This is a genomic window from Pectobacterium actinidiae, from assembly GCF_000803315.1.
GTDB lineage: Bacteria > Pseudomonadota > Gammaproteobacteria > Enterobacterales > Enterobacteriaceae > Pectobacterium > Pectobacterium actinidiae.
In genome coordinates this window covers 1,529,175-1,545,164 of record NZ_JRMH01000001.1, presented here as the reverse complement: position 1 = coordinate 1,545,164, position 15,990 = coordinate 1,529,175, and the positions used below count along the sequence as shown (strand labels likewise).

Sequence of the window (15,990 nt, the reverse complement as noted above, 5' to 3'; positions counted from 1 at the left end):
ACGGTGCGGAACAGCATGATGACAATCTATCCCCACTTAATTATCTGTCCGCACTGCGACAGCGTGCATCATTACCGGGTGTTAAACCCCGGTGAAGCAGCACGCTGCACACGCTGTCAGGCCACACTTTATCGTTCAGGCTGGATGAATATTGGGCATCGACTGGCGCTGATACAGACGGCGGCCATCCTGTTTTTTATTGCGAATGTCTATCCGGTGCTCAGCGTCAGTTTCCATGCGTTACAGAATACGGCAACGCTGTGGCAAGCGGCGCTCGTGCTAGCTAACGGTGCTACCTTGCCGCTGGCGATAGGCTGTTTTTTTCTCCTGATTATTGCCCCTTTTATGCAAATCATGCTGACCGGTTGGGTACTGATATTCGCCAACCAAAGCCGCTGTGCTCCTGGTTTTATTCCGGTGATGAAGATACTGCTGTGGCTTCGTCCCTGGAGCATGTTGGAGATTGCGGTGCTGGGCTTTCTGATCGCCGCCATCAAGCTATCTGGTTTTATGCAGGTAATGCCGGGAGCCGGCTGCTGGGCGTTAGCGGCGCTGATGTTGCTGCTCGTCGTCGTCAATAGTCTGGATCTTCGCTGTCTGTGGTCGCTGGTGCCCACAGACAGCCACCGCAGCGTGGTCAGTCATGAAAAGTAATCCGTCCGTCCAGCCCTTGCCGTTGGTTGCCTGTCCGGTATGCGACCTCGTCTGCCAGCATGATGCCGACACGCACGGTGCGGCACGCTGCCCACGCTGCCAGTCGCGGCTGACGTCTTCCCATAAGAACAGCACCGCGTACTCTTCTGCGCTGCTGGTTGCCGCCCTAATTCTCTATATTCCCGCCAACGTGTTACCCGTGATGTACACCCGTCTGTTTGGGTTGGGAAACGAAAGCACCATCCTAAGCGGTGTGATGGATTTCTGGCACAGCGGCGATTACGGCATCGCCCTGCTGATCTTTATTGCCAGCATCGTCATCCCCTGTATGAAGTTTTTGATTCTTGGCCTGCTGCTATTCCTGTCACGGCAAAAAAGCCGTAAGGCAATGGCCGAGCGCGCGGCACTGTATCGGCTAACGGAATGGGTGGGTTACTGGTCCATGCTGGATGTCGTCGTCATTGCCGCCGTCTCTGCACTCGTCAGATTTCCGCCGCTGAGTGAAGCGGAACCCCGCAGCGGCATCCTTTTTTTTGGGCTGGTGGTGATACTGACCATGCTATCTGCCATGAGTTATGACCCGCGTCTTATTTGGAAAGGTGGCAAAAAATGATCCACGAACAACCCGGCGATCCGGTGATTATCCGCCAACGCTGGCGAATCTCATTAATTTGGCTGGTACCGGCGCTCGCCATGCTAACGGGGCTCGCCATGCTGATTCACACCTGGTCGGATACCGGGCCGGAAATCGTGATTTCCTTTCAGAGCGCAAGCGGTATTGAGGCGGGGCGCACCGTCGTCAAATATAAAGACGTCGCGGTAGGCAGCGTAAAAGACATCTCGCTGAGTCAGGACAGTCAGCAGGTTCTCGTCACGGTACAGCTCAATAAAAATGCGGAAAATCTGGCACATACCGATAGCCGTTTTTGGGTCGTTCGCCCACGCGTCGCCATCAATGGCGTGACGGGCATCGATACCCTGCTTTCCGGCGCTTACATCGGCGCCGATAAAGGCGAATCGACGCAGGAAGAAACTCACTTTATCGGTTTAGAGTCGCCGCCCGCCGTAATTAACGGTATGCCGGGCAGCCGTTTTGTTATCCAGGCAGACGATCTCGGGTCGCTGGATAGCGGGTCGCCGGTTTACTACCGTCGCATCCCCGTCGGGCGCGTCGCGTCTTACCAGTTGAATCGCGATGGTCACAGCGTTCAGCTTCAGGTTTTTATCGATGCACCCTATGACCGCTTTGTGACGCCAAATACCCGCTTCTGGAATGCCAGCGGGGTGGATCTCTCGGTGGACGCCAACGGTTTTCGCCTCAAAACACAAACCCTCGCTGCCGTCATGACTGGCGGCATCGCGTTTTCCACGCCCGATCTGGACAACACGATTGCCCGACCGGAACCGCTGACCACCTACAAACTGGCGAGCGATCGGGAATCAGCCCTATCACCGCCAGATGGTCCGCCCATCACCTTCAAGCTCCGCTTTGACCGTTCGTTGCATAGCCTGGAGATCGGTGCGCCCGTGGAATTCTCCAGCGTCAAAATCGGCCATGTCACTGCTATTGAGCTGGACTACAGTAAAACGGGCTACCGCTTTCCGACGGTCGTCAGCATTGACGTGTTTCCTAACCGGCTCGGCAACGTGCTGGATAAGCTGCCTAAGCAGGCGACGTCGCTCGAACAGCAAACGGCCGAGTTTACACGCGATCTGGTTGAACACGGTCTGCGAGCCCAGGTTGCGCCAAGCAATTTGCTGACCGGACAGCTCTATATCTCACTCGATTTTGTGCCCGAGGCGGCGAAGGCAGCGTTTGATCTCAACGCCCGCCCGTTAGTGCTGCCCACCGTCGACGGGGGATTTGACCGATTACAAACGCAGATGGCGAGCATCATCGGCAAGATCGATAACCTGCCGCTGGACGCTATCGGTCGCAACGTGAACACCACGCTGATAGAAGCCAATAAAGCGCTGCGACAGGTCAACGGACAGACATTGCCGGAGGCCAATCGATTGATGAAACACATGCAGCAGGCCACACGCCGCGCACAGGATGTTCTGGAAGAGGATTCGCCGCTGCAACTGGGTATCACGCAGTCACTACAGGAAATGCAGCGCACGCTACGCGCCCTGCGCAGCCTGGTCGAGCAGATTGACCGTCACCCGGAATCGCTGCTGCAAGGACGGCCAAGCGACTCGTCGTCGGCAGTTAACCACGATCCCCTTTCCCAAAAAGGATCTTCAAGATGAAGCCAGTCGTACTCTTCTGTCAGCTTGTTGCCATTACGTTGTTGAACGCCTGCTCGTCACCTTCGGTGCGTTACCACACGCTGCTGACGCCCGCCTCACCCGTTGCGACCCTATCACCAATGGCAAACACGACGCACGCAGCACCTTTTTTCATTGATGTGCTGCCCGTTGGTGTACCGGCACAAATCGATACGTCGCAGCGTGTTATTCGACAGGGTGATAGCGGTGCCGTCGTGCTCGAGAACGACCGTTGGCTCAGCCCTCTGAGCGAAGAAATCCGCACCGCGCTTTCCGCCGATCTGACGCAGCGTCTCAATACGCAGGATGTTTCAGGCTTGGTGCGTTCGGCAAAAACGCCGGTGGTCAGAATTCACCTTCAGGTTCGGCGATTTGATAGCTGGCCCGGACAATCGGTGACGTTTGACGCCGACTGGAGCCTAAGCGCCATCGGGGAAGAAAATGATCGCGCACGATTACTTTGCCGCAGCCAGCTTGCCGAACAGGCAGCGGGCGGTGATACCGCTATGCTGCACGCTCAGCAGCAGATCATCACGCGGTTGGCTGAGCAGATCGCCACAACGGCGACCCGCTGGATGCCGGATCGCCAAGGCACCTGCCTTACGCCCCCGCTCCGGCCATAAACATACTGACAGCATTATCGACCATCTCACGAATACGTTCGAGGCTTATCGGCTGCAAATGGCGGTGGAATATGCGATCGTCGATTTCTGCCGTCAGCAGTGATAAAAATTGAACGGCTCTCAAACGCGGATTCCCCGGTTTTAGTTCCTGTCGTGCCATCGCCGCTGCCATCAGTTCAGAAAGCTTATCGACGTTATCTTTCGGGCCTGATTCATAAAACAGCGAGCCAATATCGGAATGTCCGGCCTCTGCTACCACCATCCGATAAATCGCCATCGCGCTGCTATCGTTGGTCAACACGAACAGAATGCGTTCGCCGAAGCGCGTCAACTGCACATCCAGCGTTTCGGCGGCCAGCGTGTTCGTCATCAGCCCCGCCGTTGCTTCGGACAGATGCATCGTCGCATGTTCACGAACGACCGCCGTAAACAGTTCATCTTTGGTTGAAAAATAGCCATACAGCGTCGCCTTGGAACCGCCGACCCGCTTCGCCAGCTCATTCATGGTGGCACGTTCATAACCCATTTCCTGAAAAAGCTGCGCCGCCGTTTTAACGATGGCCTCACGACGCGCCTTAGTTCGGACTTTCATCACCACTCCTGCCAGCCGATGCTGACGAGCAAAATAGGATTCGATATAGCAATATTATCAAAACATTAGCCTCGCTGCCGCCTCTTTACACAAAGCAACATTGCACGGGAGAAGGACGAGAAAAGCATGACGATGAACGGCAAAGGACGGCGGGAGTTGATAAGTGAAAACGGATTATCTACTATCCAGCTCCGAATGACGGGAGAACTGCTTTTAGGGCGTGTGGTTTGGTACCACACACCCTAAATTCAGTAGACAGAACAGGAACAAAATTATGGGTAGTTCCCTGGGTTGGCAAATCAATTTGTAACAATTTTTTTAAAATTTACTTTCTTAAATTTTTTTATAAATTGTCCTGTTCATGAAAAAATTATAAGTGATATCATGGAGTAACAGTAGTTAGACTTAGGTATAGGTAAGCACTATACTTTTATGACGTCATCTATATCATGGGTACTTTCTCGCTTTTTATTGAGGCCGTTACATGTCTGTATTTTGCTCTGACAATGAAATTATCAATAACACGATAAAAAGCTATCTCGGCCGAAAATTAAAACAATATGGCGACCTGAAATACGCCTACATGATCATGAACAAGAAGAACCCGTCTCAGGTTGTGATCATCTCAAATTACCCGCAGGAATGGGTTAATACCTATAAAGAAAATAACTATCAGCATATCGATCCGGTTATTTTGACAGCGATAAATAAAGTCTCGCCGTTCTCCTGGGAAGACAACATCGTTATTAACTCTAAGCTGAAGTTCTCCAAGATTTTTAATCTTTCAAAAGAGTACGATATTGTTAATGGCTGCACCTTTGTCTTGCATGACAATAATAATAATCTGGCGGCGTTATCGATTATGTTTGAAGAACACGCGCCAACGGATATGGAAAATATTGTTGAGGAAAATAAAGACAAACTGCAAATGTTGCTCATTGCGGTTCATGAGAAAATCACCACGCTTTACAAAGAGATGACGCAAAGCCCTCAGAGCAAAAAACAGAGTGACAAAGAGATTTTCTCCCAGCGCGAAAACGAAATTCTTTACTGGGCAAGCATGGGAAAAACCTACCCGGAAATTGCGTTGATTCTGGATATCAAAATCAGCACCGTGAAATTCCATATTGGTAATGTGGTAAAAAAACTCGGCGTGCTGAATGCCAAACATGCCATCAGACTGGGCGTAGAATTACAGCTCATCAAGCCTGAGCCTTTATAATCCTAATCACGTCTATTTCACTTTCGTGAGATAGACTGCTGTGCCTTCCACAGCGCACGATAGCGGCCTTCGGCACATAGTAATTCGTTATGTGTTCCCTGCTGGGATATAACGCCATTCTCCACAACCAGAATTCGATGTGCGCCCACAATTGTCGATAGCCGATGCGCGATGACAATGACCGTCTTGTCCTGAACCAGCCTGTCAATCGCCCGCTGTACGGCTAGTTCGCTTTCGGTATCCAATGCCGCTGTCGGTTCGTCCAGAATCACAATCGGCGCGTCCTTCAATAATGCTCGCGCAATCGAAATACGCTGCCGTTCGCCGCCGGATAATCGGCCGCCGATATCGCCCAGCCGCGTTTGCCATCCCTGCGGCAACCGTTGAATAAATTCCAGACACTGGGCGGCGTCCGCAGCCTGCTCGACCTCTGCATCGCTGGCATCCGGCCGCGCCATCCGAATGTTCGCCAACACCGAATCATCAAATAAATAGACATCCTGAAACACCACGGAAATCAGCCGATTCAATTCACGCGTTGGAATGCAGCGAATATCCACGCCGCCGATACACGCGCGCCCCTGTTGCGGATCCGTATGGCGCATCAGCAGTCGCGTTATCGTCGTTTTCCCCGAGCCAGACGGCCCGACCAGCGCCGTCATCCCCTTCTCCGGCAGCGCGATATCCACCTCATCAAGCACCGCTTCAGCCTCATCGGCATAGCGAAAACTCACCTGCTCGAACGTAATCGCATACGTCGTCGGCGTCTCGGCAGGTGGGTGTACTGGAAGCGGTTCAATCGCCAGCAGATCGTCAATGCGACGCAGCGCCGTATCAATCAGCGCCAGCACGGCTGTATAGCTGACAAACGTTGCCAGTGGCTCAGAGAAGCGCACCACAATCACCATCATCGCGGCAACGATGGCGATATCCCACGCCCCCACAACAACGCCGCTGATACCCAAAATCAGCACGCCCTGAAGCCCCAACTCCACGACGCTGGCGACCACTGTACCGGGTTTCGCACCGCTGCGGTGAGCCGACGTTTGTATCTGCTGTAGATGCTGAAAACGCTGACGCAGTGCCGACGTACGTTCAGCCTGCTGACAGCTGGTTCTCAGGACCGCAAGCCCCTGTACATATTCCACAATATCGGCGCTGGTTTGCTGATTCGCCTCCGCCAGCGCCTGCATCGTGCGTGCAAATGCTGGCCGCCTCCAGCGATAAAGCAGCGCGATAGCGGGAAAGATCAGCAGCAGACTCACACCTAATCGCCACTCCACCAGCAGCATGACGAGCGCGATCACAACAGGCGTTACGATAGCCAGCAGCAGTTGGTTGACTATCGCTAACATATAGTTCAGGTTCTCATCCACGCTGCCCAGCAGCAGCGCGTTAATGTCCCCCGCCCGCGCGGACTGAAGCGTAGTCAGCGGCATACTCCGCAGCTGTTCCCCAAGACGCATACGCAATTCATGGGTCGCCGCCGCAAGCTGCCCGCGATATTCAAACCCTTGTCCATACCAGCGCAGCACCAGCGTCAGCAGGCTCAGAAACGTCATAAGCACCAGCCATATCACTATCTCACGGGCAGCCACTGCACCCGTGAACGCCGACAGCAACGGAAACAGGCACGCCAGCGCCAGCCCCTGAGTCATAGCCGCTGCCAGCAAACTCAGGCAGCACCGATGGAATACATGAGCTTGTGAACCCGTCACCCGCTGCAACTGACGATACGTGTGCCACCACGCAGATAGCTGCGTCGTAATGGCGGAATGGCCTTTGTTTATCACGCGCGATCTCCTGACGGTTCGTTACTCGGTGATGCGCTGCCTAGCGCCCAATTCTGCGCCTGCTCATAGTGTCGCCACAGTTCGCTATAGCGACCTTGTGCCGCCAGCAGCGCGTCATGACGGCCAGACTCGCTCAGTTGTCCACGATCGAAGACCACGATCTGGTCAGCATCGCGGATCGTCGACAGACGATGCGCCACCATGATGACCGTTTTACCCTGCATCAAGACGCCAAGAGCCGCCAGCAGCGCCGCCTCGTTTTCCGGGTCGGCAAAGGCCGTTGGTTCATCCAGCACCAAAATCGGTCGGTTATGCAACAACGCCCGCGCAATAGCGATGCGCTGACGCTGCCCGCCAGAAAGGAACTGGCCGCGCTCACCGGCCAACGTGTCGTAGCCCTGCGGTAGCGCCATAATAAAATCGTGTGCCTGCGCCGCCGTCGCTGCGGCAACCACCTCTTCCCTATTTTTTTCAGGTAAACCGAGCCGAATGTTATTAGCGATGGTGTCCGCAAACAGGAATGACTCCTGAAAAACAAACGACACCTGCTGCATGAGCGTGGCGGTTTTCATCTGTCGGATGTCGACACCGCCAATCAAAATACGCCCGGCCGTTACGTCCCAAAAGCGGGGAATAAGCCGAGCCATGGTCGTTTTCCCCGCGCCAGATGCCCCCACCAGCGCCGTGACCGACCCTGCCGGCACCTGAAAACTGACGTCCTCCAACACCCAGTCGCTCGCGTGCCGATCGTAACGGAAACTGACCTGCTCAACGCTGACGCTAGCGTCAGCGGGCAAGGCATCACTTTCAGCTTCCGGTAACGGCGACAACGCCAGCACGTCCTGAATCCGGCTGATACTCAAACGGGTTTTCGCCACCATGTGATTCAGCGCCATCATCGGCATGACGGCCTCCGCCATGCCATTACCGAGCAGTAGCACGGCTACCCACTGGCTGAAATCAAGCTCGCCAGCGTGAGTGAAACCGTATGCCACCCAGCACAGCACCAGCAGCGTAGGAAGCGGGTTTAGCACCGCGAAGGAGAAGCGCGCCGAGAACCCCGCCTGCTGATACCACCGCGTAAGCACGTCCAGATAGTTTTCCAGCGCCTGCTGGTAGCGCCCAAACGTTGAGGCACCTGTATCGAAGGTGCGCACTACCGGCATCGCCTGCACAAACTCGATCACGGCGGTACTGACGTCTTCCCGCGCCTGGTTATAGCGCTGGTTCATCTCACTCGCATTACGCATCGCCAGCATCAGCACCAGGGCTCCGATGACCAGTACCAACAAAGCCGCCAGTGCAAAACGCCAGTCCAGCCAGAACAGCAATGCGCCCGTACATAGCGGTGCCACAACCGCGCGAGCATAGAGTGGCGTACTGTCTGCCACAAACAGGTGGAGCGCTTTTACATCATCCTGAAGGATCTTCGCCAGCGAGCCAGTGCCAAGACGCTGCACCTCACCCAGCGGGATCCGCGCCAGCTGTTCCGCCAACGCACTGCGAATCTGATTCTCCAGCCGAAACGCAGCGTAGTGAGACTGATTAAAGGCCAGTAGACGCAGCAAATAGCTGGCGCACAGGCACAGCACAGCGCCGCTCATCGTCAGCAACGGCCACGACGCAGGCTGCACGATTAGCGATTGGATACTCCACGCCAGAAAGAGCAGAAATGCGATACCAGCGAGAACCGATAGCCCCGACAACCCCATCGCCAGGCGAATCTGCCCGCGTACGGGGTGCATAATGTGCCAGGCGCGATTCTGTGGCGTAGACGGCGACGTGGCAGCGGATGAACCGCCCTCAACAGCGGAATGTGGCATAGTTTTCTCTTTTCTCCTTCCCGCACAGTCGCTTATCTGCAAGACAAGCAAATCAACTCGACGACGGCAATAAAGTCAGGAATAATAACTATTCTCAATTGCGTATCTACCCGATTCGAGCCGATTTCTACCCGAATCGGTACGGGTTATCGCTATCAACCGCGTTGCGACGATCGTCCGATGACCGCAACTCGTATCGTCAGGAGTCTACCCATTGAATGCCTCCCCACTGAAATCCGCCCACCAGCCTGAAGTCACCCTTTCAAATTTGATCGAGGAACGGCACGTCATACGGCCGGATACCGGTGCGAACTGTAGCCTGCTGCGCGCTACGCTTCAGGAAGGGCTGGATATTCTGGTGTGGCGCGGGCAGTTCCAGCAGCCGACGACCATGCATTTGCACGACGACTGGGGACGCATCAATTTTTCCTGTTCGTTGCAGGGAGATTCGCAATTTTTACTGAAAGGCGAACGGGGACGAGAGCACGTGCTGAAGCAAGGATCGGGCTGTATTAGCTATACCCCTGACTGTCAGGGCACATCCTCCTATAGAGGACAGTTTGAAAGCGTCACCGTGTCGCTGAGCCCTGAGCTACTGGCTGGCTGGGTACCGGATCTCACCGGTAACCTGCAACAGCAACTGGATTCTGGTCGGCTCTGTACTCACTGCGACTGCAATGCCGAAATGCGAGCAACCGCGCAAGTATTAAGCCACGCGCTGTCCAGCCTGACGCATCCACAGCAGGCCGGTGAAAACTGCCATGCGCCGCTATGGCTGCTGGGGCAAAGCATGATTCTGGTCAGCCTCGCCGTCGCCGGGCATGCCGATACGGTTTCACAGCAAGATGCGATAAGCCTGGCCGATCGTCAGAAACTGTTGAGAGCAAAAGATCTGCTGCTGGCAGATCTGTCACAAGCCCCGACCATCGCCATGCTGTCCAGAGAAACGGGGTTAAGCGTGCTCAAGCTGAAACGCGGATTCCGCCAGCTCTTCAATAACAGTATCTATGGGTTATTTCAGGCCGAACGCATGCACGAAGCGCGGCGTCGGCTGTTTGTCACGGGTGCACCCGTTATGGTGGTCGCCACCGATCTGGGCTACGCCAATGCCAGCCACTTTAGCGCCGCCTTCCAAAAGCAGTTCGGCGTGACGCCTTCCGCTTTCAAGCGTCTGAACGTGTAGTCGATAGCCAACGCCACCGTTCATCCCGATACGGATACAAATAGACTGGATTCGGGTAGCGTCGCAACAGCGAATGATTATCATTTTCTCCATTATGAGTAGGAGAAACCGCCATGTCCGATTTCATCGCAACACAACCCACTTTTCTTGATACGCAGGCCTGGCCAGTGGTGTTCTTACATATGCCAGAACAGGTGTCCGATACTGAATCCGCCGCCTATATGGCGCAAATCCATCAACTGTATGCCAGACAGGAACGCTTTGTACTTTGCATGACGGGTGCCGACCTGCCCCATCGCTCCCCCGTTTTTATGAACGCTTACCTTCAGTGGACGCGCGATAACATCGGCCTGCAACAGCAATACTGTGCGGGTGCCATTCGTATCGAAAATGACGAGGTCACAAGGGAAAAATACATCCAGTGGGCGGACAACTGGGCGCAATCCGGGCAGGCGCCGTACGCCTACTATGTTGTCGCCACCCCACTTGAAGCACAGGCGCTGGCGATAACACTGCTGGATCGCGACAAACCATGACAGACAGCGCGATGACACGTTATCTGCCCTATTGGTGTTTCTACCTCCATCAGGGCATGATCACCGCCCTCATTATGCAAGGCGTGGCGGGTTATTTTCGCCATGCAGGGCTCGATTTGGCGCAATTAAGCTGGCTGTCGTTGACCTTTTTGCCGTGGATTGCCAAGTGCCTGTGGGCACCGTGGGGCGAGCGTCACGCCCTTCCCCTGCGTGGCAATCCCTACTTAGGCAGCCTGGTGCTGATCCAGATCGCGATGGCGGCAACGCTGGTCGTGATTGGCGTCATCTCTCCTGAACAATCCGTCCTGATAATCGTCATCGCGCTAATGCTGCTGGCGCTGCTCTCCGCCAGCCACGATATCTATGCCGACGGCATCACGATCTGCACCACCAACGCGTCCAGCCGTGCTCTGGCGAATACCGCACAGGTCGGCGGCAGCTATCTGGGTATTCTGTTCGGTTCCTATGCGTTCCTGAGTATTGCGGAACAGGCGGGCTGGCGAGGTGGCTTCTTCGCGCTGGCAGGGCTGTCGCTGCTGATGCTCATCCTGCCGCTGCGCTATACCCGACAACCCGCTATTCAGCATCATCAGACTCAACAAGCCGCCCGCCCGACGTTAAATCGCCTGACGTTTAACGCGCTCTGGCCGGTATTAGTCTTTACGGCCATTTTCTATTTGGCGATGCGCGGCATGATGGCGTTACAAACCGTCATGCTGATCGACAGACAGCTTAGCCTGAGCCAGTTGGGCATCGTCATGACCGTGTACAGCACCGCCGTCAGCGGCGTAGGGATTGTTCTCGCCAACGTTCTGATTCGACGCATGGGCGCACTGCGCTGCCTGCTACCCGTGATGGTTGTGCACGCCCTGCTGGCCATTGTGCTGGCCGTCGGTTACCCGCGGTATTCATTGAACGCCTGGATCGTACTCTTTGGCGTGGTCAATCTGGCTGCCGCCGTCGGGTTTGTCACGCTATACAACGTCCTGATGGGTCTGGTCAGACCCCATCAGCCCATCTCTGACTATGCGCTGTTCCAATCGACCGATGCCGCCGTCGCCATGATCGTGTCGATTGCCGCGCTCCAGTTAGCGCATCACACCAATTATCAAATCACGCTAGGCGTGCTGGCCTGCTTCGCAGTCGTCAGCCTGTGGCCCGCTAAACGGCTATTTGTACGGCTTTCCTGCGCGTTTTCAGAGGGAACCTCCCCCGTGGTTGCAAACCAATAGGGACAGGATTTATGACCGGAGAAACATGCAGGACATCTGCTGTATTCGGGTTGAAATAGACCCGATACGGGTAGCTCAAAAAACGCAAACGATTATCATTTAACTTTCATCATTCTCTGTCTCACACGCTTTCCCTATCGTAAGAAAGCGTGTCGTGATGAAAGCCGTTGCCTTTGACATCGATTTTAGTCTTTTCAGGGATTCAATAATGAAAATAATGCGTCTTTATCCGCTCGCCTTAACCGGCGTGTTTCTTTCTTCCTGCGCCTTTGCCGCTCAGGAAGATACGCTGGTTGTCACCGCCAGCAAACAGTCGCCCTATTCTGCCTCGGCCAATAACGTCTCTTCCACCGTCGTGACGGCACCGGAGCTAAAAGACGCTGGCGTCACCAGCACCGACAAGCTGACACGTGTGATGCCCGGCCTGAATCTCGGCAATAACGGTAGCCTGCTGTTCCCATCCATCTCACTACGCGGCGTGTCTTCGGCGCAGGACTTCTACAGCCCGGCGGTGACTGTTTACATAGACGGCGTACCGCAGCTCGCCACCAACACCGTGCAAGCGCTTTCCGATGTAGAAAGCATCGAAATGCTGCGAGGCCCACAGGGGACGTTGTACGGTAAAAGTGCACAGGGTGGCATTATCAATATCGTGACTCAGCAGCCAGACAGCACGCCGCGTGGCTATGTCGAAGGCGGCGTCGCCAGCCGCGACGGCTATCACGGCAAAATCAATCTCAGCGGCCCTATTCAGGATGGCCTGCTGTACGGTAGCGTCACGCTGCTGCGTCAGGTCGATTCGGGCGCGATGACGAACCCCGCCACGGGCAGCGATAACCTCGGCGGAACAAAATCCAGCGTCGGGAATCTTCGACTGCGACTGGCACCCGATGATCAGCCGTGGGAAACCAGTCTGGCTTTGACGGAAGACTGCACGCGCGCCACACAGGATACCTATCTGCCGTTTGGCGATGCCAAAAATCGAACGCTGGAGATCGCCGCAGGTTCACCCGATCCTACATTGCGCCGCTGTACGCACAGTCAGTCGCTGAGCGGAAAATACACCACCGATAACTGGATTTTTAGCCTGATTGGCGCGTGGCAGCAGCAAAATTATGACCGCACGTTCCCGAACGGTACGCTGATTGCCGATATGCCGGAACGCTGGAATCAGGACGTGCAAGAGCTGCGTGCCGCCACACATGGCGCAGGCCGCGAGGTGGATATGGTGTTTGGCCTTTACCGACAAAATACACGGGAAAAGCTCGATCTGGCCTACAGCATGGCAGGTTCTCCATTCATGAAGAGCAATGCCAACACGTCGTCGGAGACGCTAGCCGCCTACAGCGATCTCACCTGGCACCTGACCGACCGCATCGATCTGGGCGGCGGGCTGCGCGTGTCACACGATAAAGCCGAAACCCGTTACCACCAGCAATTCTCCGGTGTGAACGTGGGCGACAGCAATAGCGTCGATGACGATCAGGTGCTGGGGCAACTTTCCGCCAGCTACCTGCTGAACACTGACTGGCGTGTCTATACCCGCGTCGCACAAGGCTACAAACCCACAGGTTTTAACTACTCACCTGCCGCCGGCACACAGGCTATTCCGTATAGCGCAGAGAAATCGATTAACTATGAAATCGGCTCGCGCTATCAGAGCGGCGATGTGCAGCTTCAGGGGGCCGTGTTCCATACCCACACGCGTGATATGCAGCTGTATTCGGGCCCGGTCGGCATGCAAACGCTCAGCAATGCAGGCAGCGCCGATGCCAGCGGCGTCGAGATGATGCTGAAATGGCAGTTCGTTCCTAACTGGTCATGGGATGTCAACGGCACCTATGTCCGATCTGAATTCAGTGGCGACAGCGAAAGCTATCAGGATAAACGTGTGCCTTTCGTACCCCGCTACGGGGCTGGCACCAGCCTGAACGGATTGATTGATACCTCGTTCGGTGCGTTGATGCCACGTCTGGCCTTCAACGTGGTAGGGCCGCACTACTTCGACGGCGATAACGCGTTGCGTCAGGGCACCTATACCACGACCGACCTGCGCCTCAGTTGGCAGGCCACTGACCGGGTGAATATCGCTGGCTATGTGGATAACGTCTTTGACCGCCGCTACCGCACCTTTGGTTTTATGAGCGGAACAGCGGGCTACGCGCAGGTCAATGAAGGCCGAACCGTTGGCGTGGACGTACGGGTCGATTTGTTCTGATTCCGATGGCGCTACCGCTGAAAACTTAGAGGTAACGGAACCCGGCAGGCAAAATACTGCCGGGAATACCGTAAACATGATGCTTAGAACGATCCTGGAGAATCAGCTACATTCCCAATAAACCGACGATGCAACGCTAGCGGGCATGAGCAAGTTCAGTGGTTCGTTTTACGGCCGCTAAGACGCTACGCTGCAATCCTGCGGCAAAATCGCTATTGTTTAGCTCATATAGCCCATGCATCCCTACTCCGGCGGGCGAATTATTGATATCCAGCAGTTGACGAGGATGTTTCTGGCTAAGACGTAACATTTCCGCCGCCCCCACCAGATTTTCCAGTACCACCTGCGTTGCCTGAGCACGCGGCAATCCGGCTAAGACTCCCGCATCAGTCAGAGACTCGACGAAATAGTAGATATAATTGGGTCCTGCCACAGCAAACCCGGTGAAAATATCGATCAGGCGTTCTTCCAGATACAGCGTTTTACCGAACCCCGAGAGAAACGTCTCGATATGTTCCGGCTGGGCTAACGCGTTCAACGCCACACCGCTGTAACCATAACCGGTATCCGTCAAGGTATTAGGGATCACCCGTACAATCGCCTGTTTTTCGCCTAACAGCGCAGCCAACTGTGCCAGCGTTACCCCTGCGACAATCGACACCACCGTACTTTGCTCCGACGCCAGATTGCTGATTCGTCTGGCAACTCCTGCAATATCATCCTGTGGACGTACACCGATAACGATCAGATCCGCCTGTGCCAGCGCGTCATCTACGTGATGAGAAGCCAGATGATACGCCTCGGTTAGCGCCTTCACACGACTGCCATCAATATCCTCCACGCTGATTTTCGCCGCACTAAACGTATTTCTCTCCAGAGACGCACGAATAATCGCCTCAGCCATTTGTCCTGCGCCAATAAAATGAACCTTTGCCATATATCCTCGCTTCAGTTTTCTTCAATCGTTCCTTGTACTTCTGCTGGAGAATAATTACCTATAGCGACGAATTGATATTCTCCCTCGCCGACAAACAGGCTTTTATTGATTAACGACTGACTATTCGTTGCCAGTTGCACCGCAGTTAATGCGTCTTGTTCACCATGCTGAAAAATAAAACGGCGATCGCCTACCTGTAATTCCGTGGTAGACGCGCCCGCTAAAGAAAAATGGAAAAGCTTCTGCCAGTGTGCAGCGACCTGCTCAGGTTGCTGTACCTTGAAAATTAATGACTGGAGAGTCATCTCGCCTGCGGGATGCGGCCGATCCAGGCCACGCTCACGTAGCAGAGCTAGCCGTTCGTTGTCGGGCTCTCCCCACTGGATAATGAAAGGGTAAGCGACACCTTGAAAATCGCCGTCGATGGTAAACATCCGCCATTCGATCAGGTTCCCCTGCTTATCATGGCGTTGACCGGCAATAAGTGGCGACAGCACCAGTCCCTGTAACTGGAGCTCAGCATAGCTGGCTTCAATATCATCACTACGTAGCGCCACTCGATGCAAAATCTGTCGTGCCGGCAGAAACGTCTGAATATCCCTTGAGAGCAGAAACGAGTCCCGCGCCGCAGCAATTTCATCTGCGTCACGAATACTTAAAAATTCGACGTAGTTCAGCCCGAAATAACTCAGCGCATTATGGGTTCCCCAGCCGGGATGCGAACCACCAGGAAAGGCATGCAGGTGGTGAGTAGTCAATACCTTAACAGCGTCTTGCAGGTTATTCACATAGTGTACGACGTGATCCAATAATAGCGTACTCATAACTTCCCCAGATAACATACATCACCACTATCGGGTTAACGTGTTCCCTGTTATTCATTGGCAGAACACGTTGATACACAAA

At 54.7% G+C, this 15,990-nt stretch carries 14 protein-coding genes; 9 read left to right on the top strand and 5 right to left on the bottom strand.

Translation table 11 applies throughout. The annotated features are described in order from the left end of the window. Positions 1-18: 18 nt before the first annotated feature. From KKH3_RS06525 to KKH3_RS06510, 4 genes are read left to right on the top strand one after another with little or no spacing between them, the layout of a single operon-like run. Positions 19-654, top strand: coding sequence for a paraquat-inducible protein A (locus KKH3_RS06525; protein WP_181939667.1), 636 nt, complete (start codon positions 19-21; stop codon positions 652-654). Further along, on the top strand, positions 644-1,267 hold the full coding sequence (locus KKH3_RS06520; protein WP_039357182.1) for a paraquat-inducible protein A: 624 nt from the start codon (positions 644-646) through the stop codon (positions 1,265-1,267). The genes KKH3_RS06525 and KKH3_RS06520 overlap by 11 nt, the downstream gene beginning before the upstream one ends. Then, positions 1,264-2,907: a PqiB family protein gene (locus KKH3_RS06515; RefSeq protein ID WP_039357180.1), complete on the top strand. Its 1,644-nt coding sequence runs from the start codon at positions 1,264-1,266 to the stop codon at positions 2,905-2,907. The genes KKH3_RS06520 and KKH3_RS06515 overlap by 4 nt, the downstream gene beginning before the upstream one ends. Next, positions 2,904-3,548: a PqiC family protein gene (locus KKH3_RS06510; protein ID WP_039357177.1), complete on the top strand. Its 645-nt coding sequence runs from the start codon at positions 2,904-2,906 to the stop codon at positions 3,546-3,548. The genes KKH3_RS06515 and KKH3_RS06510 overlap by 4 nt, the downstream gene beginning before the upstream one ends. Here the strand turns inward: KKH3_RS06510 and KKH3_RS06505 are convergent. After that, positions 3,526-4,140, bottom strand: coding sequence for a TetR/AcrR family transcriptional regulator (locus KKH3_RS06505; protein WP_039357174.1), 615 nt, complete (start codon positions 4,138-4,140; stop codon positions 3,526-3,528). The two genes, KKH3_RS06510 and KKH3_RS06505, sit on opposite strands and share 23 nt — an antisense overlap. A 484-nt stretch (positions 4,141-4,624) precedes the next feature. Here KKH3_RS06505 and KKH3_RS06500 point away from each other — a divergent pair, with 484 nt between their 5' ends. Continuing rightward, positions 4,625-5,362, top strand: coding sequence for a LuxR family transcriptional regulator (locus KKH3_RS06500; RefSeq protein ID WP_039357171.1), 738 nt, complete (start codon positions 4,625-4,627; stop codon positions 5,360-5,362). A gap of 17 nt (positions 5,363-5,379) precedes the next feature. Here KKH3_RS06500 and KKH3_RS06495 read toward each other — a convergent pair whose 3' ends face one another. Continuing rightward, positions 5,380-7,152: an ABC transporter ATP-binding protein gene (locus tag KKH3_RS06495; protein ID WP_039362200.1), complete on the bottom strand. Its 1,773-nt coding sequence runs from the start codon at positions 7,150-7,152 to the stop codon at positions 5,380-5,382. Continuing rightward, on the bottom strand, positions 7,152-8,978 hold the full coding sequence (locus KKH3_RS06490; protein WP_039357169.1) for an ABC transporter ATP-binding protein: 1,827 nt from the start codon (positions 8,976-8,978) through the stop codon (positions 7,152-7,154). The genes KKH3_RS06495 and KKH3_RS06490 overlap by 1 nt, the downstream gene beginning before the upstream one ends. A 214-nt stretch (positions 8,979-9,192) precedes the next feature. Between KKH3_RS06490 and KKH3_RS06485 the strand changes: the two genes are divergently transcribed. The 4 genes from KKH3_RS06485 (at position 9,193) to KKH3_RS06470 (ending at position 14,147) form a co-directional block, all read left to right on the top strand. Continuing rightward, positions 9,193-10,161: a helix-turn-helix transcriptional regulator gene (locus tag KKH3_RS06485; protein WP_039357165.1), complete on the top strand. Its 969-nt coding sequence runs from the start codon at positions 9,193-9,195 to the stop codon at positions 10,159-10,161. Positions 10,162-10,274: 113 nt separating this feature from the next. After that, the gene (locus KKH3_RS06480) at positions 10,275-10,697 is read left to right on the top strand and encodes a hypothetical protein (protein WP_039357162.1); all 423 of its coding nucleotides are present in this window, start codon (positions 10,275-10,277) and stop codon (positions 10,695-10,697) included. Then, positions 10,694-11,929: an MFS transporter gene (locus tag KKH3_RS06475; RefSeq protein ID WP_052201301.1), complete on the top strand. Its 1,236-nt coding sequence runs from the start codon at positions 10,694-10,696 to the stop codon at positions 11,927-11,929. Before KKH3_RS06480 ends, KKH3_RS06475 begins: the two co-directional genes overlap by 4 nt. 208 nt (positions 11,930-12,137) lie before the next feature. Further along, positions 12,138-14,147: a TonB-dependent siderophore receptor gene (locus KKH3_RS06470; RefSeq protein ID WP_039357159.1), complete on the top strand. Its 2,010-nt coding sequence runs from the start codon at positions 12,138-12,140 to the stop codon at positions 14,145-14,147. 136 nt (positions 14,148-14,283) lie between these two features. Here KKH3_RS06470 and KKH3_RS06465 read toward each other — a convergent pair whose 3' ends face one another. Then, the gene (locus KKH3_RS06465) at positions 14,284-15,084 is read right to left on the bottom strand and encodes a pyrroline-5-carboxylate reductase family protein (RefSeq protein WP_039357157.1); all 801 of its coding nucleotides are present in this window, start codon (positions 15,082-15,084) and stop codon (positions 14,284-14,286) included. Between the two features lie 11 nt (positions 15,085-15,095). Then, positions 15,096-15,908 carry a VOC family protein gene (locus KKH3_RS06460; protein ID WP_052201300.1) on the bottom strand — a complete coding sequence of 271 codons (813 nt, stop codon included), beginning with the start codon at positions 15,906-15,908 and terminating at the stop codon, positions 15,096-15,098. Positions 15,909-15,990 lie beyond the last annotated feature (82 nt).

Excerpts from the sequence above, each read along its gene's own strand:
- KKH3_RS06525 (WP_181939667.1), top strand. The coding sequence starts at position 19 with ATGACAATCTATCCCCACTTAATTATCTGTCCGCACTGCGACAGCGTG.
- KKH3_RS06520 (WP_039357182.1), top strand. The coding sequence starts at position 644 with ATGAAAAGTAATCCGTCCGTCCAGCCCTTGCCGTTGGTTGCCTGTCCG.
- KKH3_RS06515 (WP_039357180.1), top strand. The coding sequence starts at position 1,264 with ATGATCCACGAACAACCCGGCGATCCGGTGATTATCCGCCAACGCTGG.
- KKH3_RS06510 (WP_039357177.1), top strand. The coding sequence starts at position 2,904 with ATGAAGCCAGTCGTACTCTTCTGTCAGCTTGTTGCCATTACGTTGTTG.
- KKH3_RS06505 (WP_039357174.1), bottom strand. The coding sequence starts at position 4,140 with ATGAAAGTCCGAACTAAGGCGCGTCGTGAGGCCATCGTTAAAACGGCG.
- KKH3_RS06500 (WP_039357171.1), top strand. The coding sequence starts at position 4,625 with ATGTCTGTATTTTGCTCTGACAATGAAATTATCAATAACACGATAAAA.
- KKH3_RS06490 (WP_039357169.1), bottom strand. The coding sequence starts at position 8,978 with ATGCCACATTCCGCTGTTGAGGGCGGTTCATCCGCTGCCACGTCGCCG.
- KKH3_RS06480 (WP_039357162.1), top strand. The coding sequence starts at position 10,275 with ATGTCCGATTTCATCGCAACACAACCCACTTTTCTTGATACGCAGGCC.
- KKH3_RS06475 (WP_052201301.1), top strand. The coding sequence starts at position 10,694 with ATGACAGACAGCGCGATGACACGTTATCTGCCCTATTGGTGTTTCTAC.
- KKH3_RS06470 (WP_039357159.1), top strand. The coding sequence starts at position 12,138 with ATGAAAATAATGCGTCTTTATCCGCTCGCCTTAACCGGCGTGTTTCTT.
- KKH3_RS06465 (WP_039357157.1), bottom strand. The coding sequence starts at position 15,084 with ATGGCAAAGGTTCATTTTATTGGCGCAGGACAAATGGCTGAGGCGATT.
- KKH3_RS06460 (WP_052201300.1), bottom strand. The coding sequence starts at position 15,908 with ATGAGTACGCTATTATTGGATCACGTCGTACACTATGTGAATAACCTG.